General features: G+C 58.1%; 17 protein-coding genes. 3 read left to right on the top strand and 14 right to left on the bottom strand.

Going from position 1 to position 21,232, the window contains the following annotated elements; translation table 11 throughout:
• The first annotated feature begins 70 nt into the window (after positions 1-70).
• Positions 71-733 (top strand): hypothetical protein, encoded by a 663-nt coding sequence (locus tag NY78_RS20490; protein WP_043640410.1) that lies wholly within the window; start codon positions 71-73, stop codon positions 731-733.
• Positions 734-801: 68 nt separating this feature from the next.
• On the opposite strand, the gene NY78_RS20485 is transcribed toward NY78_RS20490, so the two are convergent.
• The 13 genes from NY78_RS20485 to NY78_RS20425 form a co-directional block, all read right to left on the bottom strand.
• On the bottom strand, positions 802-1,233 hold the full coding sequence (locus tag NY78_RS20485) for a hypothetical protein (protein ID WP_043640406.1): 432 nt from the start codon (positions 1,231-1,233) through the stop codon (positions 802-804).
• A gap of 103 nt (positions 1,234-1,336) precedes the next feature.
• Positions 1,337-4,543, bottom strand: coding sequence for an efflux RND transporter permease subunit (locus NY78_RS20480; RefSeq protein WP_043640403.1), 3,207 nt, complete (start codon positions 4,541-4,543; stop codon positions 1,337-1,339).
• 15 nt (positions 4,544-4,558) lie between these two features.
• Positions 4,559-5,842 (bottom strand): efflux RND transporter periplasmic adaptor subunit, encoded by a 1,284-nt coding sequence (locus NY78_RS20475; RefSeq protein ID WP_053062290.1) that lies wholly within the window; start codon positions 5,840-5,842, stop codon positions 4,559-4,561.
• 27 nt (positions 5,843-5,869) lie between these two features.
• On the bottom strand, positions 5,870-7,264 hold the full coding sequence (locus NY78_RS20470; RefSeq protein WP_197084288.1) for a TolC family protein: 1,395 nt from the start codon (positions 7,262-7,264) through the stop codon (positions 5,870-5,872).
• A 194-nt stretch (positions 7,265-7,458) separates the two neighbouring features.
• On the bottom strand, positions 7,459-8,646 hold the full coding sequence (locus tag NY78_RS23305) for a GGDEF domain-containing protein (RefSeq protein ID WP_053062289.1): 1,188 nt from the start codon (positions 8,644-8,646) through the stop codon (positions 7,459-7,461).
• Positions 8,647-8,677: 31 nt separating this feature from the next.
• The gene (locus tag NY78_RS20460) at positions 8,678-9,391 is read right to left on the bottom strand and encodes a PP2C family protein-serine/threonine phosphatase (protein WP_043640399.1); all 714 of its coding nucleotides are present in this window, start codon (positions 9,389-9,391) and stop codon (positions 8,678-8,680) included.
• Between the two features lie 13 nt (positions 9,392-9,404).
• Positions 9,405-11,369 carry a bifunctional serine/threonine-protein kinase/formylglycine-generating enzyme family protein gene (locus NY78_RS20455; protein WP_043640398.1) on the bottom strand — a complete coding sequence of 655 codons (1,965 nt, stop codon included), beginning with the start codon at positions 11,367-11,369 and terminating at the stop codon, positions 9,405-9,407.
• 216 nt (positions 11,370-11,585) lie between these two features.
• Positions 11,586-12,629, bottom strand: coding sequence for an ATP-binding protein (locus NY78_RS20450; RefSeq protein ID WP_047960317.1), 1,044 nt, complete (start codon positions 12,627-12,629; stop codon positions 11,586-11,588).
• A gap of 58 nt (positions 12,630-12,687) precedes the next feature.
• A complete protein-coding gene (locus tag NY78_RS20445; protein ID WP_197084287.1) occupies positions 12,688-14,712 on the bottom strand; it encodes a methyl-accepting chemotaxis protein in 2,025 nt (674 codons plus the stop codon).
• A 187-nt stretch (positions 14,713-14,899) separates the two neighbouring features.
• Positions 14,900-15,376 carry a periplasmic heavy metal sensor gene (locus tag NY78_RS20440; RefSeq protein WP_043640396.1) on the bottom strand — a complete coding sequence of 159 codons (477 nt, stop codon included), beginning with the start codon at positions 15,374-15,376 and terminating at the stop codon, positions 14,900-14,902.
• Positions 15,377-15,647: 271 nt separating this feature from the next.
• Positions 15,648-16,559: an IS3 family transposase gene (locus NY78_RS20435; protein ID WP_043640394.1), complete on the bottom strand. Its 912-nt coding sequence runs from the start codon at positions 16,557-16,559 to the stop codon at positions 15,648-15,650.
• A complete protein-coding gene (locus NY78_RS20430) occupies positions 16,556-16,813 on the bottom strand; it encodes an IS3 family transposase (RefSeq protein ID WP_156181030.1) in 258 nt (85 codons plus the stop codon). Before NY78_RS20430 ends, NY78_RS20435 begins: the two co-directional genes overlap by 4 nt.
• 225 nt (positions 16,814-17,038) lie before the next feature.
• Entirely contained in the window at positions 17,039-17,284 is a 246-nt protein-coding gene (locus NY78_RS20425) for an SHOCT domain-containing protein (RefSeq protein WP_043640391.1), read from the bottom strand.
• 322 nt (positions 17,285-17,606) lie between these two features.
• On the opposite strand from NY78_RS20425, the gene NY78_RS20420 reads away from it, so the two are divergent.
• Both NY78_RS20420 and NY78_RS20415 read left to right on the top strand, forming a co-directional pair.
• On the top strand, positions 17,607-19,349 hold the full coding sequence (locus NY78_RS20420) for an ATP-binding protein (protein WP_231584059.1): 1,743 nt from the start codon (positions 17,607-17,609) through the stop codon (positions 19,347-19,349).
• Positions 19,333-20,703: a sigma-54-dependent Fis family transcriptional regulator gene (locus tag NY78_RS20415; protein ID WP_043640385.1), complete on the top strand. Its 1,371-nt coding sequence runs from the start codon at positions 19,333-19,335 to the stop codon at positions 20,701-20,703. Before NY78_RS20420 ends, NY78_RS20415 begins: the two co-directional genes overlap by 17 nt.
• Positions 20,704-20,824: 121 nt before the next feature.
• On the opposite strand, the gene NY78_RS20410 is transcribed toward NY78_RS20415, so the two are convergent.
• On the bottom strand, positions 20,825-21,103 hold the full coding sequence (locus tag NY78_RS20410; protein ID WP_043640382.1) for a hypothetical protein: 279 nt from the start codon (positions 21,101-21,103) through the stop codon (positions 20,825-20,827).
• Between the last annotated feature and the right edge of the window lie 129 nt (positions 21,104-21,232).

Genomic DNA, 21,232 nt, shown 5'->3' with positions numbered 1-21,232 from the left:
TGGCGACTCGGCATGAATTGAACACTTTTCGTGCTATATCGTATTGTTACGACTTAACAAGGGAGGTGGGATGAAGAGACAAGATAGTGATATCGTTTCGCTTGGCTGCAAAAAGTGGGTGCGCCCCATCTGGGGCTTGATCCTTGGGGGCATAGCTGGCTTCCTCTTGCTGCATCCCTACGTGATGTTGCTGGCATCCATGGGAGCCATCCCAGGGTATTCTTCTCCGGACCTTGCCGGCGACTGGAGCCTGCAATCCGTTCTCGCCCTGGAATACGCCATGCTCCCTATGGCGGTTCCGTTGGTGTTGTTTGGCACCGCATTCGGATTGATGACTGGCCTGTATCTCAACCACGCTCGCAGACTGCAGCAATTGGTCTTGGAGCAGGAGAAAGGCGCGACAGCCTTGGAGGCCGTCAAGGCCCTCACGGCCACGTTATCCCATTACCTCCTCAACGCGAACATGATCATTGGCGGGCAGGTCCGGCATTGCAGGCGTTTTACTCCGAGCCAGGAGATTCTCGATTCTTTGCAAGTCGTTGAGGAGCAAGGCCGCATCATTGACGCGGCCATCGGGGCATTACGGGAATTGGCCAGGATCGTCATCCTTCGGGGTTCTTCCGGACAGGACACTTCAAGTCAGATATCCATGATCGATCTCGCCGGGGAACTTGAAGAGCGCCTGCGAAAACTTGCCGAGGGATCGTCTTCCAAGGAATCGGTCGAGGTCTGAATGTTGGAACAAAAGGCGGGGAGTTTCACAACTCCCCGCCTTTCGTGAGTATTTGAAAGAGGATCTGGCTATTGGTGCATCATGGATTGACCTTCCTTCATCATACCCATGCCTTTCATCATCATGTCCTTGCCTTTCATTTTCATTGCTTCATTCTTTTCCATCATCATACCTCCGCCCTCTTTCATCATGTCGGCACTTTCCATCATTTTCTTGCCAGCCATGTCCATCATTTTTGTTTCCTTCATCATGGTGTGGCCCTCCATCATCATGGCGTGGCCTTCCGTCATCGTTTTTTCATCGTTTTTCATCATCATGTCGGCACCATGCATCATCATGCCGGCACCTTTCGTCATATTGTTATCGGAATGCATCGTCGTGTCACCACCAGTGTGGGGTGTGGCAGGGGTTTCCTGGCCAGCGGAAAAGGCCTTCAAGGGCATGGTCAGGCAGATGCCAAGGGTAACGGCCAGCGCGTAACGGCGGATAGATTTGGACATGGTTTTCTCCTCGCTGGGCTGGTTTGTCATGTAAGACTCAACCCGGTTAAATTGTTTAGAATCATTCTTGTTTTTTGGAGGTTAAAGATATCCCTTTGGTTTTTTACTCTTTCTTCAGCCTGTGGCCCTTCCATAAGGCGAAGATGGCCGGATAAAGCAGCAGTTCCAGAATGGTGGAGGTGATGACGCCGCCGACCATGGGAGCCGCGATGCGCTTCATCACGTCCGAGCCGGTCCCATGGCTGAACATGATGGGCACGAGTCCAGCCAGGATGACCGTCACGGTCATGATCTTGGGTCGAATGCGCTTGATTGCGCCGTACAGGATCGAGTCCTCCAGGTCTTTGCGGCTGTTCAACCGGCCCTCTTTCTGCCATTTGGCGTAGGCCAACTCAAGATAGAGCAACATGACCACGCCGGTCTCGGCATCAAGGCCAGCCAGGGCGATGAGTCCGATCCACACAGCGATGCTCATGTTGTAGCCCAAAAGATAGAGAAACCAGAACGAGCCCACCAGGGAAAAGGGCACGGCCAAAAGGACGATCAAGGTGCTGGCCACCGAACCTGTGTTTAAATAGATCAGGATGAAGATGAGGGCAGCTGTGAGTGGGATAACCATTTTCAAGCGTTCATGGGTGGCCACGAGGTATTCGTATTCGCCGCTCCACCCCAGCCGATAGCCATTGGGGATTTCGATGGCGGACACGGCTTTCTTGGCCCCGTCCACATACGTTCCGACGTCCGTGCCGGCAAAGTCCACGTAGACATAGGAGACGAGCATCCCCGCCTCGCTTTTGATGACGGTCGGTCCCTTGGTCACCTGGATATCGGCCAGTTCGGCCAGGGGAATATTCACGGTTCCCGTGGCCGTGGCTAAGGCCCCTAAGGGCGGGGGGATTTCGAAGCCACCGCGATCAGGTTCGGTTGGCCGCCTGCCGGCGGGCATCATTACAGGGACCAAGACCCGGCGCAGCTTTTCCAGGCTGTCGCGAAGCTCCCGGGGATAGCGGACATTGACCGGATAGCGCTCGCGGCCTTCCACTGTGGTGGTCAGGTTCATGCCGCCCACGGCCGATTGGATGACCTCCTGCACGTCGCCCACGGTCAGGCCGTAGCGGGCGGCCTTCTCCCGATTGACGCTGAAATCCAGGAAATAGCCGGTGGTCACGCGTTCGGCATAGACGCTGCGGGTGTTGGGCACGCCGCGAATGGCCTGCTCGATTTCCAGGCCGATGTGATCGATAGTGTTCAGGTTCGACCCGAGAATCTTGACCCCGACCGGGGTGCGGATACCGGTGGAGAGCATGTCGATGCGGGCTTTGATGGGCATGGTGAAGGCGTTGACCACGCCGGGCATGGTCAGTTTTTGATCCATCTCGGCCTTGATCTTTTCCACGGTCATGCCCGGCCGCCACTGGGATTCGGGCTTGAGGTTGATGACGGTTTCAAACATTTCGATGGGGGCCGGGTCTGTGGCCGTTTCTGCCCGGCCGGCCTTGCCGAAGACCTGGTCGACTTCCGGAATGGTCTTGAGCATGGCGTCCTGGTACTGCAAGAGCTTTGTGGCCTCGCCAATGGAAGCGCCGGGCATGGTCGCGGGCATGTAAAAAAGCGTGCCCTCGTAAAGCGGCGGCATGAACTCCGTGCCCAGCCGCGAAAAGGGAATGGCCGTGGCGACCAGGACCATCAGGGCCAGAACCAGAAGCGTCTTTTTAAAACGCAGGGCTAAATGGGCGAACGGCGTATACATCAGGCGCAGGACGTGACTGATGGGATTTTTCTCTTCCGGCCGGATTTTGCCTCGGATGAGTATGGTCATGAGCACGGGCGTCAGGGTCACGGCCAGAAACGAGGAAAACAGCATGGCGAAAGTTTTGGTGAAGGCCAGGGGTTTGAACAGCCGGCCGGCCTGGGCCTGAAGCGTGAAAACCGGCAGGAACCCCAGAGTGATGACCAGCAGCGAAAAAAACAGTGACGGCCCGACCTCGGCGGCCGCAGCCACAATGACCGTTGCGCGGGGCCCCTGGCGGCCCGACTCTTCCCATTCTTCCAGTCGCTTGTGCGCGTTTTCCACCATGATGATGGAGGCGTCCACCATGGCTCCGATGGCGATGGCGATGCCGGACAAGCTCATGATGTTAGACGTCACGCCCAGGTAGTACATGCAGATAAACGAGATGAGGATGGCCACGGGCAGGGTGAGGATGACCACCAGGGCGCTTGGCAGGTGAAAGAGAAAAACGATGCACACCACTGAGACGGCAATGGTGAGCTTCACAATCTCTTCGGTCAGCGTATCGATGGACCGCTCGATCAGGTCCGAGCGGTCGTAGGTGGGCACGACGCGTACCCCTTCGGGCAGGCTCGGTTTGATATCTTTTTCGATTTTCTCCTTGACCCGCTCAATGACCGACAGGACGTTCTCGCCGAAGCGCACCACCACGATGCCGCCCACGACCTCGCCCTTGCCGTCGAGGTCGGCGGCTCCGCGCCGTATTTCCGGCCCAATCCGCACGCTGCCCACGTCCCGGACGTAGACAGGCGTGCCCCGGGGGCTCACCCCCACAGGGATATCCTCGATGTCCTTGACGCTCGTTATATAGCCCTTGCCGCGCACCATGTATTCGATGCCGGTGAACTCCAGAACCCGGCCTTCAACCTCGTTGTTGCTTTTTTTTACCGCCTCCAGGACCTTGGTCAGGGGGATGCCGTAGCCTTGCAGGCGGTTGGGGTCCACGGTGATCTGGTATTGCTTGACGTAGCCTCCGACGCTGGCTACCTGGGACACGCCGGGGACGCTTTCCAGGGCCAGCTTGAGGTTCCAATCCTGTAGTGAGCGCAGTTGCCCCAGGTCATAGCGGTTGTCCGGATCCTCCAGGGCGTAGGAGAATCCCCAGCCGAGGCTGGTGGCATCCGGGCCGAGTTGGGGCGTGACATCGGCCGGTATCTTGCTTTTGACCGATTGCAGATATTCCAGAACGCGGCTTCGGCCCCAGTAAATGTCCGTGCCTTCTTGGAAGATCACGTAGATAAACGAACTGCCGAAAAAGGAATAGCCGCGCACGGCCTGGACTTTGGGGGCGGCCAGCAGGGTGGTGACGATGGGATAGGTGACCTGGTCCTCCACCAGGTTGGGGCTTCGACCCGGCCATTCGGTGTAGACGATGACTTGTGGGTCGCTTAAGTCCGGGATGGCGTCCAGGGGCGTGGACCGAAGCGCCCACACGCCCCACAGGACGAGCAGGGCTGTGGCCAGGATGACCAGAAAGGCGTTCTTGGCGCTGGCGTTAATGATTTTGGCGATAAGCATAAAATTTGTTCTCGCTTAGTGTTGGTGCCCGCCGGTAGCGCCCCCGCCCTTGAGCCTGGTCTCGGAATCGATGAGGAAGGCGGCTGCGGTCGCGACTTTTTCCCCTTCCTTGAGCCCGGCGGCGATCTCGACCATGCCGCTGGCTTCGGCACCGATCTTGACCTCCCGCAACTCGAACGCGCCGGGGCGAACTTCCGCGTAGACCACTTGCCGCTCGCCCGTGTCGATGATGGCCTCGCGGGGAACAACCAAGCGCTCGCCGAGATCAATATCGATGTCGGCCCGGGCGTACATGCCCGGTCGCAGCACGTCGCCGGAATTTTTGAGCACGAAACGGACCTTGGCCGTGCGGGTTTCCTCCGAGAGGGTGGGGTAGATGTAGTCCACCACGGCCGGGTACTGTGCGTCCGGGGCGTTGCTTAAGCGGACCACGGCGTTGCGTCCCGGCTGGACCCAGGGCAGCTCGTATTCGTAGACCTCGGCGATGACCCACACCGTGGACAGATCGGCTAGATCAAACAACTTTTCGCCGGGCGCGACTTTAGTCCCGGCAACCACCATCTTGCGGACCACGAAGCCGTTTATGGGGCTCACCACAGGAAAATCACGAGTGGGGTGTCGGTTTTTTTCCAGTTGCCGGATGAAGGCGTCACCCACGTCGAAAAGCTTGAAGCGCTCCCTGGCGGCGGCAAGCAAAGCTGCCGCGTCCTTGCCGCCGAGGTCCAGTCCCGTGTCGGCGGTTCCGGACGTGGCCGAGGTCTTGGCGGCCCAGTCGAGCAGACGCAGATACTCAAACTGCACGGCCATGACCTCCGGGCTGTATATGGAGGCCAGCACCTCGCCCTTCTTGACCGGCTTGCCGGTATAGTCGGCATTGAGTTTCTCCACCCATCCCTCGATCTTGGTCGTCACCGTGGCCAGAAGGCGTTCGTCGAACTCCACCCGGCCGGTGGCCCGGATGACGCGCTGCAAGGGCTGTCTGGCCACCGGCGTCGTGCGCACGCCCATGGCCCGCATAATGTCTGGGCCGATGCTGATGGTGGGCGGCCCGGCCTGGGGGGCCGGCTGTGGGGATTGCGGCTGGGCTGGCATACCCGGCATGCCGGGCATGGACGGACTGGTTGGCCGGGGCGGGGCCGGAGGCGACGCTGTCGGGGCATGGCCTTCATGCCCCGATGTGGTCGGGGTGGCCGGCGCTTGGGCCGGCGCGGCATGGCCGGTATGGTCGGCTTGGGCAATGGCCAAGGCTGGTGCGGCCAGAAGCAGAGTCAGAGACAAGGCCAAGGAGACGCGTCGCATAGGGCATTCTCCGGGGGTTGGGGGCGGCTAGGGCGCGTGATTTGCGGTTTTGCCCGTCTGTTCGGCGTGTTGGGCCAGCCCGAGCAGGGCTTCCAATTTGGCTGCGGCCTTTTGTTTGTCCACGGCCCGGGTCCAGTAGTCGACTTCGTAGTCAAAGAGGTTCTTGAGTCGGGTGAGCACGGTCAGGGCGTCGCCGCCACCGGCGGCGTAGCGGGCCATGGCTAGGTCGTAATCCTGGTGGCTGCGAGGCCCAAGCGACTTCGTATACAAGTTCATGCTGCTCTCGGCGGCCTTGATGACGGCGTAGTTGTCGCGCACGATGGACGTGATGGTGTTGCGAGCGGCTTCCAGTTCCTGTCTGGCGGCCTCCAGCCCCTGCCTCGACTCTTTGAGGCCTTCCATCTGTTTGGACCAAAAATACAGGGGAACTGTCACCGAAACGCCAAGGGTCCACATGTCCACCCACTTCTGGGTACGGCCAGTGAATGAATCCCCTCCTTCGACGACGGGCTTGATTTCGCGCTCCATTTTGAAGCCCTTGCGGGCATAGCCGGCGTTGACGGTCAGGTCCGGCACGAATTCGCCCTTGGCCACGCGCACCTTGGCCTCGGCCGCTTCCACCATTTTTTCCCGGGAGCGCGACTCCGGCGCGCCAGGGGCGAATTTCGCCAGCAACTCGTCCAGGGAGCGGGGATAGAGGGCGGCCGGGGGCTCGGCCGGCCTGGGGATGCCTCCGGGAGCGCGCCGGCCCAGAGCTTCGGCCAGCATGGCCTCCTGGGTGGTGATCTGCCGGCGCAAGGCCACGCCCTGGTCCAGCAGCAGGTACTTTTCCGATTGGGCCATGAGTACGTCCTGGGTGGAGCCCACTCCCGCACTGTAACGGGCCAGAGCGGCCTGCTCCATGCCGGCCAGCAGATTTTCCTTTCGCTCCAAAATGTCCAGGCTTTTGTAGGCCAAAAACAAGTCGTAATAGAGTTCCTTGACCCGGGATTCGGTCTTGAAACGGACGATGTCGGCCTGGATGCCCAGGGTGTCGGCCTCGCGAGCGGCCACGTCGCCCTTGGCCATGAGCTTGCCCGGGTAGGGGATGGTCTGGGACAGGCCGGCCATCCATTGGGCATCGTCGGAATTGCCGTAGGTGTACCAGCGCAGGCCCTCGTTCTGATAGCCCACGGACACCGAGGGATCGGGCAGGCTTTTTTCCTGGGGGATGCGGTGTTTGGCTGCGGCGGCCCGTTTGGTCGCAGCTTTGATGTCGGGATTGTTGGCTGCGGCTTCGGCCAAGTAGGCGTCGAGATCGGGGATCTGAGCGGCATGCGGTCCCGAGACGTGGAGGGTCAGAAACCAAGTCAGGGCCAGCAGCAGTGCTGCCCCATAGATTCGCGGGCGGGGCGTGTTCGGCGCGGATGGCGACTTTTCCAACGTGCAACCGGTATCCTGCATTCCGTGACAATTGGGCATTGGCATTTGACCACTCCACTCCATACAATAATTTGTAGCTATCTGACGCTACAGGAGAACCTCCAACGCTTGACAGTTCGTTTTGGCGAGAGGACTGAAATTTTCAGGCAACCTCTTGGCAACGCTTGATATTAAACACGGGACAAAATAAGTTGTCAAGCGTCGGTATCGCCGCTGTCGCAGCTGCTAACGGAGACTCTATTCTTCCCTTCCCTTTTAGCTCGGTACAGCAGGTCATCGGCCGTCTTGATAAGTTGCTCCACATGGCCTGCGTCCTCAGGCATGGTCGCCACACCAACGCTCACCGTCACTTGACTGGCTGGGCAGCCGTCTGGAAGATGAAATTGGCTGGCCTCTACGACTGCCCTTATCTTTTCGGCCACCCCTGCGGCTTCGGCTTTGGATGTTTCTGGAAGCAATACAAGAAATTCTTCCCCGCCATAACGCACCAGTCGATCGGTCTTGCGGATGGATCGCTTCAGCACCGAGGCCAAGTCCTTGAGGAGATGGTCGCCCGCCACATGCCCATTTTGATCGTTATACTGTTTGAAATTGTCGATGTCTAACAGGATTGCCGACACGGATGGCAGCGGCCTTTGGTCCACCTGGAACTCATCCTCGATAATTTTCTCTAAATATCGTCTGTTGTGCAACGAAGTCAGGGCATCGGTGAGGGAATGTTGTTTCGTGAGTTTGTATATTTTGATAAATACTCTGTCCACAAAGACAACAACGAGGATGCCAGCTAGAATGGCGGCAATGAGTTGAGCAATAAAAAGGACGTTGGATTCCCTATAAATGCGACTGGCTTCACTCTTGATGGAATCAAGCCTATCGCTGTGGGTGCTATGCAGTGTAGCGTAGTATTTATGGAAAATAGTGTCAAAGATATTTCTTCCCGCAGATATATTCGCGTGGGCGGATGTGGTATTCTTGTTAAAAACGTTGTCCAGCGTTGATTTGTATGTCTGAAAGCTATCAGCAAGATTATCAAGGATTGATTTGCTATTATCTGCGCCGTGACTGGCATGACCAGGTGATGGCAGCATTTTTGCTCTGTTGCGGAGTTTTGCGAGAGTGGATTCGCCGATTTCACGGTACTTCAAGTACTCACGTTCAAAAGAATAATCATGGATTCTATCATAAGCCGAGGCAGAAATGAGCATGGAGTGCATTGCGGAATGAAAGGCTTCAGCTTCATGGACCTCTTCGGTTATTTCAATCGACTTAAAAAGAGAGTCATGCAGCGCGCTGATATTGTTTCGATAAAGTCCTTGAGAGAAGGTAAATGTGACGACAAGAATCCCTAAGACAAGGGCGGATTTGATTTTCAATGTGCTCATATAGAATATTGGTAAAATTTGATGTATCCAATCAAAGCGTTAGCCGCAGCATGACCACGGTGATGTTGTCACGCCCGCCGGCTGCCAGAGCCTGGTTGAGCAATGTGGTCGCCGTTTCCTGTGGTGTTGCGCCCGAGGCCATGATAGCGGCGATGTCCGCCTCGTGAAGCTCCTTGAATAACCCGTCAGTGCACAAAAGCAGGGCGTCGCCCTCGTGCAGCGCGAGGCTCCCGGTGTCCGGCTCGGACCCGTCGCAGCCCACGCACTTGTCCAGTATGTTCCGGAACGGATGGTCCTTAATCTGTTCCGGTGTGAGACTGCCATCGTCCAAAAAATCCTGGAGAAAGGTATGGTCGGTAGTGATCCTGGACAAAACGCCGTTGCGCCACAGGTAGAGGCGGCTATCGCCGATGTGAGCGTAAACGGCAAAATTGTTTTGTACCCAAACAACGGTGGCGGTGGAGCCCATGCCGGCCAGCTTTGGGTCGGCCAAGGTTTTTTCTTGGATATCGGTCGCAGCCGTTTCCACGGCCAAGGCCAATAGCCACTCGGGCGGGCCGTCGCCTGGTTCCAGACGGACCAGGGCGTCAACAACCGCCTGGGCCGCCACGTCGCCCCCAGCCTGGCCGCCAAGACCGTCGGCCACGGCCAGGAGCATGGAACCGTCCGGCAGTTGCCTGACCAGGAATCGGTCCTGATTTTGACGTCTGACCCGTCCTTGATCGCTCGCCCCGAATGCTTGCATGGCTGTCCTTCATCTACATAGAAGTTTGCGGTTGGGGCAGGGGGATGACCGTGCGGAACCCCACATCGCCGAAGGCCTCCCATTTTTGGCGCTTATAAGGCTCCTTGGTCCTGCTGGGCCTGGCGCCGCCCACGATGAAATATTCCGTTTCGGCGCCGGTCTTCACCGTAGTCCATTCGTTGACGTTGACTCCCAACCCTTTGATGCCGAGCCCATTGGTCGACGCTTCGCCCACGGGGAAGACCTCGCGCCGTGAGGCCGACGGAGTCGGCACGGGCTTTGGCACGGGCGAAACGGACGATTTGACTTGTTTCGGCGTGGCTTGCGTGGGGTTCTCCGGGGCAGGAGATAAGGGCGGGGCAGGTTCAGGCGCGGCGTGCATGTGCTGAACGAGTTGGAACGGACTTGGCAAGGGCAGGATCGAAACCGGCTTCTCGTTTTTCGCCCCCTCCTGCCTAGCCAATTCCCATTCGGCCAGGGTGGGTATCCTGCGGCCGAAGAAATGGGCATAGGCCCGCGCTCCCTTGGCCGTGACCCGGACGACGGGGTTAACGCCATTGGTCATGTCCATCACGAATTCGCCGTCCCGGTAGGCGATTGGCTCATAACCCGGGGCGACCTCCCCCAGCAGCAGCCATAGGCCGTCCTCGCCGTAAACCGCTTCTTTTTTGACCTGGATATGGTTGCGTACTCGATTGAGAAACATGATGTACTGGTGATTGGTGACTTGGGTTTCTTCCATATAAAACGGGGCGACTTGGATGGTTTCCAGGGTGCCGCCATCGCTCTTCAATGAAATCTCGCCGCCGGGGACCAGAGCAAACTTCGAGCCGTCTGGTGTGGCCAAACGCTGGGGCGGCGTCTCGCCCGGGGCTAGGCGCAAGGGGGGCGGTGTTTCCGTTCCAGGTTGGGCAGGGGCTTGGGGCATCGGAGAGGGCTGCGGCGTAGCCTTCTCCATTTTCAACTCCACCTGCCCGGCCTGCCGCGACGGCATTTGCCACAGGAAGTGGTAAAGCAGCCCTCCCCCGAAAAGTACGGCCAGGATCGCGGCCGAGACGAGCCAAACGGTTCGGTGTGGTGCGCCCTGGTAAGCTCCCTTGGTTGGGGCCTCGGCCACGAGTTCTTCCAGGGCAAGGCGCAGGGTTCTGACCGACGGCAGGCGCTTGGCCACATTTTTGGCCGAGGCCTGCCGGATGATTCGATCCAGGCGCTTTTGAAAGTCGCTAACCGGATTTTCCAACCCTACCGTGTCGAATGGCTTGGCTTTCTTCAGGGCTTTTTTCCCGGCCATGGCCTCGAACAAGACCCGGCCTAGGGAGAATACGTCGGCTCGGGTGTCGGCCAGGTTCAAGTCCAGAAACTGTTCCTCGGCCATGTAGGGCAACGTGCCGAGGATATGATGGTCTTGGGTCACGCAATCGCGTACGTTGCCCCCGGCCAGGCCGAAGTCGGCGATTTTGGGCGTCCCATCGTCGATGAGCACATTGGCGGGTTTGATGTCGCGGTGGATGACGCCCTGGGCGTGCACGGCCTCCATACCGTTGCAGACGGGCAGGAAATATTGTCGTATCCAGTTCTTGAGAGTCTCCGCGTCGCTCCCAAGGCCATCTTCGGGCATGGTCAGGGCCAGGGTGGGACCGGGCACGTATTCCATGACGAGATAGTTCAGAGGAGAACCATCGATCTCCACCTGGTCGTAGTCAAACACCTGGAGGATATTGGGGTGACGCAGCCGGGCCATGACCTGAACTTCCCGTCGAAACCGTTCCAGCTCCACCGCCATTTCAGCCTCGTCGTCAGCCAGGCTCTTCAGAAAGGCCCGAGATATAATCTTCAGGGCCACCCGACGATCCAGGTCTCGCTGTTTGGCAAGATAGACCTCGCCCTTGCCGCCGGTTGCGATGTGATCCAGGATCGTCCATTTGCCGTTTATGATGGTCCCTTCTTCAAATAGGTGTTTTGTTTCATCCTCGCTCATGCTTGTCTCCCGAACGATTCTGCATGCTTATCATGTCAGGCTGGACAGATGGGCTTCCGGCGGGTTTGCCTTATTTCGACAATAGACCTGAATCGAGGATAAAACCAGAAGAAGTGACGTGCCTGATGGCCCATCGAGTCGGCACCGTTGTCGCGACAAAGGGAAAGCCCTCGTCTCCGGCGTTGGCAGGGCCAAGTTTTTGAAGGACCATATTTCTCACCCCTTGGAAGAGGCCTTGCGGGAGAGGCTAGGCCCAAACCCTCCGAGGGGATCGTCGCCTTCCCGTTCCCTGGGAATAACCATGTGGAAGGCGGCCCCCTTTCCGGGCTCGCTCTCTACGGTCATATCCCCGCCGATATCCTTGAGGAATTTTTTGGTCGAGGCCAGGGTCAAACCATGGCCTCCCGGCTTTGTGCTGAAAAAGGGTAGAAAAATTTTATCCATATGTTCCGGAGAGACGCCCTGCCCTTTGTCGCGCACCGTGATCAAACAAAACTGGCCCTGACGCCCAGCGGCGAGGGTGACGGAGCCCCCAGTTGGCGAGGCCTCTACGGCGTTTTTCACCAACGCGTCGATGATGCCGCCGAACTCCTCGGCTACGGCCCTGGTGCGGCAACCTGCAGGATCGTTCTCCACCACCAGCTTGACCCCGGCCTTGTGGGCCATACCCTGGAGACGGGCGGCGCTGGCGATCACCAATTCGTTGACGTCGAGGGATATGGCGGGAAACTGATGGGATGGAATAAATCGCACTAGAGCGTACAGGAGATGATCCAGGCGGTCGATTTCGCCCAGGACATCGGGCTCTACACCGGGATTGCGGAACCCGCCCCCCTCACGCACCAAGCGGCGCAAGGCCACGACGACATCCTTGACTTCCAGACCGATGGCTGCGGCGGCCCGGCCGAGAAGAGCCATCTTCTCGGCTCCGAGTAGCCGCTCCTGCTCCCTGGCCCTGCGATCCTCCAACAGCCCCATGAGCAGAGCCACCACGTTGAACATGGCGAGTTGGGCAACCACCGTGGACGGCGTGTCGTGAAGCATCTTTCCGGCCAGAACCGGTGGAAGGTAGAGTACGGTGATGGTCAGGGAGGTGAGCAAGGCCACGCGCAGGCCGAACCAGAACCCAGCCAGCAAAATGGGGATGAAATAGAACTCACGATGCAGCAGATGCAAGGCCGGATGGCTCCCTCCGACGCCGTAGTGCAGGGCTGAAACCACGACGACCAAGCCCACGAGGATGAGTGCCTTCACATTCATGACGCCTCCATATGGTTAAACGGCAACTTTGTGCAGCCCTATGGTCTGCTGCTATGGTTCACGTGCCACTCTCCGCGTCTGCCAGACTCCGAAGGCGTTGGGCAAAATCCGCCAGCCTGGCGATGGCCCCGGCGGCACGGTCCATATCTTCGGCCGTCTTCAGGGAAATACCGTTGACGTTATCCACGTTGCGTCCGATTTCCTCACAGGTCGCGGACTGTTCCTCGGCAGCAGTGGCGATGGAACGGACCTGGTCAGAAGTGGTATCCACGAGAGGTACGATCTCCTCCAAGGCTTGACCAGACCGATTAGCCAAGTTCGTTGCGGTTTCGACGGCTTCGACAGCCTGGTCCATACCTCGTATGTTGCTCTCGACTCTTTGCTGGATGGAGGCGATGGCGGAGCTCACCTCCGTGGTTGCGTTCATGGTTTTTTCCGCCAGCTTTCGCACCTCATCGGCTACCACCGCAAATCCTCTCCCGGCCTCTCCCGCCCGCGCCGCTTCGATGGCGGCATTGAGCGCCAAAAGATTTGTCTGATCCGCAATGTCCGTGATGACATCGATAATCTGGCCAATGGCCGAAGCCTGTTGCCCTAAGGCGAATACATCGGTTTTGAGCTTTCCGGCAAGACTGTGCACGGTGCCTATGGCCTGGACGGATTCACGCACGATGGCCGCGCCATCCTGGGCTTTGGCTCTGGCCAGCTCGGCCTGGCTCGAAGCGTCGGCGGCGTTCCTCGAAACGTCAAGGATCGTTTCCCGCAGTTGCCCCATGGCTGTTGCCGTCTCGCTCACGCGCTCTGTTTGGTTTTTCGCCCCGGCAGCCGCCTGCTCCACTTGGGTCGCGATCTCTTCGGACGTCTCGGCTATACGTGCCGCAGCCTCTTCGACCTCGACATGGATTTCACTCATTCGGGCGAAACCGGCTTTAATTTCCTCTTCTTTACGTACCAGGGAGGTGACATCCCTCAGTACATCAATGACCCCCATCTCTCGTCCTTGCTTGTCCCGAACCGTATCAGAGAAGGGTTGGAAGCAGACTGTTCCACCGGCAAGCTGGCAGGTCATTATGCCCTCGCCGCGATTTGCAGTTCGGGCATCATCCTTTGTCGGACAGGCATCTCCTTGGCAGCGGGCGGCACGGAACAACTCCGAACAATCGGCTCCATGGACATCCGTCATGGCGCGTCCCGAGAATCGGGCCGTCGCCTGGTTGGCAAGAAATACCCTGTGGTCCTTGTCCACCAAGTAGACCGGGTCGGGAATTGCGTCCAGAACCGCTCGGTTCAAAACCAAGGCAGACTCGATTTTTTCTAAAAGGAAATTAAAGGCCTGCCCCAATTCCCCCACTTCGTCCCTGCCTGAGGCATCAATACGCAAGGACATTTCTCCCGCCGCCACTCGCCTTGCAAGGGTGGAAATCGCGGCAATCGGGCGGGCGATCCCTTTGTTGAGCAGGATTGCCATGCACGCCGCGCAAGCCAGCGCAACAATGCCGGCCAGGGCCATGGCAAGCTTTATCGCGTCTATGGAATTAGTGACGCCGCCAACGGCCTCTTTTACGACTTGCGCCTGCCGTTCCCGAAGTGCATCCACTTGTTGTTCCAGGCCCAACGCTAGGACGTCGAATTGCTTGCTCAGAGCGTGCCCTTTCTCCATACCCTGAGTATGAAAGGCCTCGATCATGGCTAGACCAGCAGCCTGAAACGATTCAAAAGAGGTTGCAATCTCCCGAGTCCTTTTTATGTACTCTTCATTCTTCATCTCTAAGAACATCGCCTGAAAAAGTCCTAGTTGTTTTTTGAATTCTTCGACTTTATCCTGCAGGCTCTGTTGTCTTTTAGGGTCAGGCATATGATCATTCGCCAAGGCAAAGAAATCTTGCTGTATCTTGAGCAATGACTTCTCCATTGCATCGGCTTGAAAGGCGTATGGCAAATAATGCTCACTAACTGCCATTGACTCGTAGTCAATATTTTTTAAGTAGACGAAAGACAGTGTAAAGCTGGCTAGCATAAGCAAAATTGTCAAGCCAAACCCAGCGGTCAATTTGTGTTTAATCTTCAAGTTTTCAAATGACACGATAGCCTCCATGAGCAATATCAGTTACGGATTGCCTCATCCCTTGCAGAGAGGACTGGCCTAACTGTCCATACCAATTCCCTCAAATAATATTCAACTTGTTGCGAAGTGCGTACGGGAAGGGGCGAAGCATGGTTGCCGCGCCCCCTCTCGTCGCAGACGGCTTCGGTGACTATCCCGTGTCGCGCTACATGCTCATCATGCCCGGCCCCATCATGCCATTTCCACCTATCATACACGACCCCATCATGCCCATGCCGCCCATGGTCGGGAGGCCTTCCTTGGTCAGCCGACCTTGCAGGGCCACCTGGGCCTCGAAGAGCTTGGCGCGCATGTCGGAAACCTCCTTGGTCAGGGCCTGGACCTTTTTGTCGTCAGGGGTGGCGCTGTAGATTTGGGCGTTTAATTCGTACTGCTTGGAGGTAAGTTGCTGACGCAGGGAGGCGGTGACCGCGTTGAAATCGGCGTGGATTTTTTGAACGGCTGCTTGCTTTTCCGGGGTCAGGCCCGTCATCATGTTGCCGCCCATCATGCCCTGCCCATTCATCATACCCTGCCCACTCATTGTGCCGGAACCCACCATCTGGGCATTGGCTAGCCCGCTCAGTCCCAAAAGGGCCACCAGGACCAGGGCCAGACCGACGAGGTGTTTGCGTGTGTTCATTGAAATTCTCCTTGCTTATGATGTTAAAACATTCGGAAGATAAGCATGTTGACAACATTGGATTGTTCGACGGGTTACCGCCAGAAATCGCCCATGAAATCCAGCATGAAATTGTACATGGTACCGAATCCGTAGCTGGAACTGGGAGTGGTTCCCTGAGGCGGCGTCCCGTTCATGAACCCGGAATAGTTCCAGCCAGGAGACCCGCCGGACTGCGCCGACAGCACCCCCTGAGGTGTACCGCGCCCGGTTTTCTGGACACAGTTTAGCTTTAAGCCGCCGTTAGCATTTTGCCGGCAGCCTGCCAATCACGTCGAGCTTGGCGTGGGCTTTTGAAGCCATTTTTCTCCACGAGCCACTGGTCATTGTATCGTTCAACGAATTCCCCCACAGCCTGGCGGACGTCTTCCAGGGAGTGGAAAATCCGGCCGTAGATCGCCTGCTCCTTGAGCGTTTTGTTGAAGCGTTCAGCCACGCCGTTTGTCTGCGGCTGCTCTACGAAAGCGAAGCTCGGGCTGACACCCCAATACTTGATTTGTTTCAGGAAGTGGTCCGACAGATATTGCGTTCCGTGGTCCATACGCAGGGCTAGGCCGCGCCCGGCATCGGGTCCGACCGAACCGGCAATGGGCATGATCCCTTGGCTGATCGGCTCCAGGGCCGCGAATCGCGTTCCATACTTACAGACGTGCGACCCCATGCACTCCGCATTCCAATGATCAACCACCGAGAAAATCCAGACCCAGCCATCGTTCACGGTGAATACCCTTGCGCCGTCAGTGCCCCACATCACGTTCGGGGCCTGGGTCACGATCTGCCCATCATGCAGAATGGCGCTGCCGCGCCGGCCACGAGATGGAGAAAGCAGATTGTTCTCGCGCATGATCCGCAACACCCGCTTGCGCCCGACCCGCACGCCATCCCGAATCCGCAGGCGCGCCCATACCTTGCGATGACCTTCGCCCTGGAAAGGAGAGGTGTCGAGATCGGTCTTGACCATACCCAGCAACTCCAGGTCGTCAATGAGGGCCTTGGGTCCTCGTTTCCCGGCTGGAATCCGGTCCCTCTCCAACTGGCAGCCCAGGCGAGCCGAGTAAAATGACGAACGGGGCTGCCCCCAAATCCAACAAACCCGCTTGATGCCATAGGGCTTGCCGATGTCTGAGGAGGTCGTGCAGCTCATTTCTTCGACCTCCTTTTGGCTAAAGGGCCGGGATGCCTCACCCGTGCCCACAATAGCTCGGTCTCCATGGTCAACTCGCCAATTCGCTTCATGGCTGAGTCCAATTCGGCCTGGAGTGGGTCACCGATGCGACTCTTGAGTCCCTCGTCCATGCCGGCCAAGGCAGCATCACGCCACTGCTCAAGCCGATAGATCTCGACCCCAAGTTCCCTGGAGAGCATATTCAAAGGCTCGCCGCGCAGGATGCGTAACACAACCTCACGCTTCCTGGACGATGTCCACCGCTGGCTCTTCATCAATGGCCCCGAACACTCGACCGTGGTTCCTCCGGTCGGCCTACGGCCTCCCTCCGGACCCATGGTCTCCACCCCCGGCCCACCGCTCTCAAGCATGTCCCCATTCGTCATTTCCTGGCCCTCCCTGGACCATCATCCTGGCACAATTCGGTGTCAAAGAAAACCGGGTCCGCCTCACTCATTCTACGCCTGTTCCAAGACCTTCTTGATTTCCAGGTAGTCTTCCTGGTTGATCTCACCCCTTGCCAGGCGCGCTTTGATGATCTCCAAGGAATCGTCCCTGTCGGCACGATGGGTTTTGTCGGTTTTCCTTGCTCCTAAAAGAAAAATCCCTAAGAGCACGGTCATCAACAGAATCGCTCCCAGCCCCCAGAGAACGTTGCCTCCTATCCAGAGAGAGGAGAGAGGGAATCCGCAGTCCCACATCATATATGGCCTCCTGGTTTAGCGTGGGATGTTGTTATCTTTCAAATCGCCTCAGTTTGATTCCCTTACCGCAAGGGACGTGCCAAAGCCCCAGCCAATGGATAACATACTAAAATAAAATGATTAAATTCAATATGACGGAAGCTGATGATGCGGCGCGCCGAGCTTGCGAGTAAATTTTACTCGAAATTATTTTCAAGCCCGTTTACTTTTTACGCGGCGGCCTTATTGTTTCCCATTCGGTGGCCATCCCAAGCTGATTCGTCTGGAGAAAGAAGTCGTTATGCAAAAAAAATCAAAGGAATGGCACATTTTCTTAGAGAATATGCCACCGTGGCTTTACCTCGGTTCGGTCATTATCCTGGCCGGAATTGTCGCCGTCATGGCGGTGCGGAACACCCATCGAGAGAAAGGCCTTGCCGCCCAGACACTTTTTGAAAAGGGAACAGCTTTCATCAGAGCATTTGAATCGGGAGCGCGCACGGGCATGGGGATGCATTGGGAAGGCGAGCAATACCAAGTGCTTCTTGAGGAGATGGCGAAACAACCCGACATCCTCTATCTGGCCGTGACGAATGAGGCTGGGGTGATCCTGGCCGATAGCGACAAGGGCCAGATCGGCTCCAGACTCCATAGTCCCGAAGAGATGAGGGAGCTGGAAATCGGGGCGAAGGAAAAATGGCGGATGACAACCCTGCCGGGGGGGCGAAAGGCCTTTGAGGTCTACCGCTACTTCGAACCTCTGGCCGGATGCGATGCGTTGGATTCCTGCGACGCAAACGGACAGCCGGTCTCGTGTCCATGGAGCGGGCCGAGCGCCTCCCAGGGGACCGGAAAGCAGGCCGTCTTCACCGCGTTTGATGTCGCGTCCTTTGATGCGGCCCTGGCCGAGGATATGCGCAATACAGTCATTTTGTCGGCCATTCTTCTCCTACTTGGCGTCGGCGGCGTCATGACCCTGTTTTGGGCGCAAAGTTACCGATTTTCCAAACGACAACTCCAGGACACAAGGGTTTTTTCTTCAGAGATCATCAACAACCTCCCGGTTGGACTCATCACCACGGACAGCGACGGCCGTCTGGCTGTGGTCAACGGCGCGGCCGAGAGGATTTCCGGGGTCAAGGCGGCCGACATTGTCGGCAAGTCCCCGGAGGAGGCTCTGCCCGCAGCATGGTGTGGACTTAAGGATGTCATCGGCAAGGGCGAACCTGTCCTGGAACATGATATGGAGTGCTCTTTTAACGGGGGAAAAAATATTCCCTTGAGCCTGAGCGCGTCGAAAATCCTTAACGAGGAAGGACGCTACCTCGGTAACCTCTTCATCTTCCGCGACCTGGGAGAGGTAAGAAGGCTCCAGGAAGAGGTGCGCCGCAAGGAAAAGCTCGCCGCCCTGGGCAGCCTGGCCGCCGGCGTCGCCCACGAGATCAGAAACCCCCTCTCCTCAATCAAGGGTTTCGCCAAATATTTCGAGGGGCAGTGCGCCGAGGGCAGCCATGGCCGGGAGCTTGCCGCCGTCATGGCCCAAGAGGTGGACCGGCTGAACCGGGTCATCACGGAACTCCTGGACTTCGCCCGGTCATCGGACCTGAAGGCGCGGCCGATGGATGTGGGCGGTCTCATCGAGCATTCCCTGCGCTTGGTCCGCCAGGACGCCGAAGGGAAAAAGATCACGGTCGCCTTCGACCGGGACGCGAGCCTGCCCGTCATCGCTATCGACCCCGACCGCCTCACCCAGGCCCTACTCAACCTATACCTCAACGCCATCCAGGCCATGGAAGGCGGCGGGACGCTTGCCGTCAGGGCATCCTCCGACGGCCGAGGGGGCGTGCGGATCGAGGTGGAAGATTCGGGCAAGGGGATTACGCCCGAGAGCCTGTCGAGCATCTTTAACCCCTACTTCACCACAAAATCCTCCGGCACCGGCCTTGGCTTGGCCATTGTGCAAAAGATTATTGAGGCCCACCGGGGAGAGGTCAAGGTCAAGAGCACGCCCGGCCGGGGCACCACCTTCAACATCCTCCTGCCCGTGGGGCGGCCGGAAGGAGCGTTTCATGGCCGAAAAGCATAAAGCGACCGTTCTGGTCGTTGACGACGACCAGGGGCACCGCACCATTCTTTTGGCCCTTATCAATGGCTGGGGATACAAGGCGGCAGGGGCCGACGACGGGACAAAGGCAGTTACGCTGGCCAGGGAAAAACCCTTCGACCTCATCCTCATGGACGTGCGCATGGCGGTCATGGGTGGCATTGAGGCGCTGAAGGAAATCAAGGCGTACAATCCCTCCATCCCCATCCTCATCATGACCGCCTATTCGAATGTGGAATCGGCGGTGGAGGCGATCAAGGCGGGGGCGTACGACTACCTGACCAAGCCGCTGGATTTCGACCTGCTCCGGATGACCATGGAGCGGGCCTTGGAGCATGTTTCGCTTAAGGCCGAGAACCAGGAACTCCGGGACCGCCTTGTCTCCTCGTTTGCCCCCAGGAGCATCGTCGGCCGTAGCGAAGCCATGCGCCGGCTCATGGAGACGGTGGCCATGGTCGCGCCCTCCGAGGCGACGGTGCTCATTACCGGCCAGTCCGGCACGGGCAAGGAACTCGTCGCCAAGGCCATTCATTTCAACAGCCCGCGCCGGAACGGTCCCCTCGTCATCGTGAACTGCGCGGCCTTAAGCGAAACGCTTCTGGAATCGGAGCTGTTTGGACATGAGAAAGGGGCTTTCACGGGTGCTGACAAGCGGCGCGAAGGCCGGTTCATGCAGGCCAACAAAGGGACGATCTTTCTCGACGAGATTGGAGAAATATCCTCCGCCATGCAGGCGAAGCTCCTCCGGGTGATCCAAGAGCGGGAAATACAAAGAGTAGGGAGCGACAACGTCCTTCGGGTAGACGTGCGCATCGTGGCGGCGACGAACCGTGACCTCAAGAAGGAGGTCGCGGCGGGAAAGTTCAGGCAAGACCTTTATTACCGCCTCAACGTCATGGCCATCACCGTCCCACCGCTTCGGGATCGCGGGGAGGACGTGCCGCTTTTGGCCATGCACTTTCTGGGCAAATTCGCTGAGGCGAACAGGAAGGTCGCCAAGGGCTTCACGCCCCAGGCCATGGACATGCTCATCAAATATGACTGGCCGGGCAACGTCCGCGAGCTGGAAAACGCCGTGGAGCGGGCGGTCGTGCTCATGCCGGGGGACTTCGTCACCGAGAAGGAGCTGCCGTTGAGTATCAACCAAGCTCATGGGCCTGAGGGACAACCGACTGAGCTGTCGCCGCATCGAGGCCCAGGAGGAATTCTGCCCTTGGAGGAGGTGGAGCGTGAGGCAATCCTGGCGGCGCTGGAGACGACGGGTGGCAATAAGACCGAAGCCGCTAAGCAGCTTGGGATCACAAGGAAGACTCTGCTGGCGAAATTGCAGCGATAATAGGGTGGAGGTGCTCTAGAAACAAACACCCTCCTCCCGTTGGCTTGGGAGGAGGGTGGCAGCGCTCTGAGGCCGTCGCTGGCGGACCTTGGACCTTGCCAGGGAAGCCAGGGGAGGATGTTTAGAAAAGCCAGGGCATCATGGATTCGAACCAGCTCTGCGAGTCCGTGGTCACGGTGGAACCAGCCTGACCGAAACCGCTCATGACCCCGCTCGCCCCCATCTGGCCGAACCCAGGGGTGCTTGTCGTGGAACCCGTATTGGGTCCATAAACAGCGGAGGTGCTGCCCCCGGTCGAGGTGGCCGGGCCGCTGAAACCCATCACGGTAGGGGCGGCGAAGGCGCTACCGGCCAGCAGCAACATGGCCGACAAGGTGATAAGGGTAAGAACACGTTTCATAAAGGCACTCCTTTTGACCAGGGACGAAGGCCCTGGACCGACAAATTGTATACTTTGCCAATAGCAAATGTTGTTCCATCAGGGACTGAACGCATAACTATCATTGATAATTAGCTATACATGGATGCA

The sequence above is a fragment of the Desulfovibrio sp. TomC genome (assembly GCF_000801335.2).
Lineage (GTDB): Bacteria > Desulfobacterota > Desulfovibrionia > Desulfovibrionales > Desulfovibrionaceae > Solidesulfovibrio.
Note: the sequence above shows the minus strand (reverse complement) of the source record. Positions and strands in the feature narration are given on the sequence as shown.

What these genes read in the sequence shown, in the direction of transcription:
- NY78_RS20450 (WP_047960317.1), bottom strand. Translation starts at nt 12,629, where the DNA reads ATGAATGTGAAGGCACTCATCCTCGTGGGCTTGGTCGTCGTGGTTTCA.
- NY78_RS20485 (WP_043640406.1), bottom strand. Translation starts at nt 1,233, where the DNA reads ATGTCCAAATCTATCCGCCGTTACGCGCTGGCCGTTACCCTTGGCATC.
- NY78_RS20435 (WP_043640394.1), bottom strand. Translation starts at nt 16,559, where the DNA reads ATGAGCTGCACGACCTCCTCAGACATCGGCAAGCCCTATGGCATCAAG.
- NY78_RS20410 (WP_043640382.1), bottom strand. Translation starts at nt 21,103, where the DNA reads ATGAAACGTGTTCTTACCCTTATCACCTTGTCGGCCATGTTGCTGCTG.
- NY78_RS23305 (WP_053062289.1), bottom strand. Translation starts at nt 8,646, where the DNA reads ATGAGCACATTGAAAATCAAATCCGCCCTTGTCTTAGGGATTCTTGTC.
- NY78_RS20440 (WP_043640396.1), bottom strand. Translation starts at nt 15,376, where the DNA reads ATGAACACACGCAAACACCTCGTCGGTCTGGCCCTGGTCCTGGTGGCC.
- NY78_RS20420 (WP_231584059.1), top strand. Translation starts at nt 17,607, where the DNA reads ATGCCACCGTGGCTTTACCTCGGTTCGGTCATTATCCTGGCCGGAATT.
- NY78_RS20480 (WP_043640403.1), bottom strand. Translation starts at nt 4,543, where the DNA reads ATGCTTATCGCCAAAATCATTAACGCCAGCGCCAAGAACGCCTTTCTG.
- NY78_RS20460 (WP_043640399.1), bottom strand. Translation starts at nt 9,391, where the DNA reads ATGCAAGCATTCGGGGCGAGCGATCAAGGACGGGTCAGACGTCAAAAT.
- NY78_RS20425 (WP_043640391.1), bottom strand. Translation starts at nt 17,284, where the DNA reads ATGATGTGGGACTGCGGATTCCCTCTCTCCTCTCTCTGGATAGGAGGC.
- NY78_RS20415 (WP_043640385.1), top strand. Translation starts at nt 19,333, where the DNA reads ATGGCCGAAAAGCATAAAGCGACCGTTCTGGTCGTTGACGACGACCAG.
- NY78_RS20475 (WP_053062290.1), bottom strand. Translation starts at nt 5,842, where the DNA reads ATGCGACGCGTCTCCTTGGCCTTGTCTCTGACTCTGCTTCTGGCCGCA.
- NY78_RS20490 (WP_043640410.1), top strand. Translation starts at nt 71, where the DNA reads ATGAAGAGACAAGATAGTGATATCGTTTCGCTTGGCTGCAAAAAGTGG.
- NY78_RS20455 (WP_043640398.1), bottom strand. Translation starts at nt 11,369, where the DNA reads ATGAGCGAGGATGAAACAAAACACCTATTTGAAGAAGGGACCATCATA.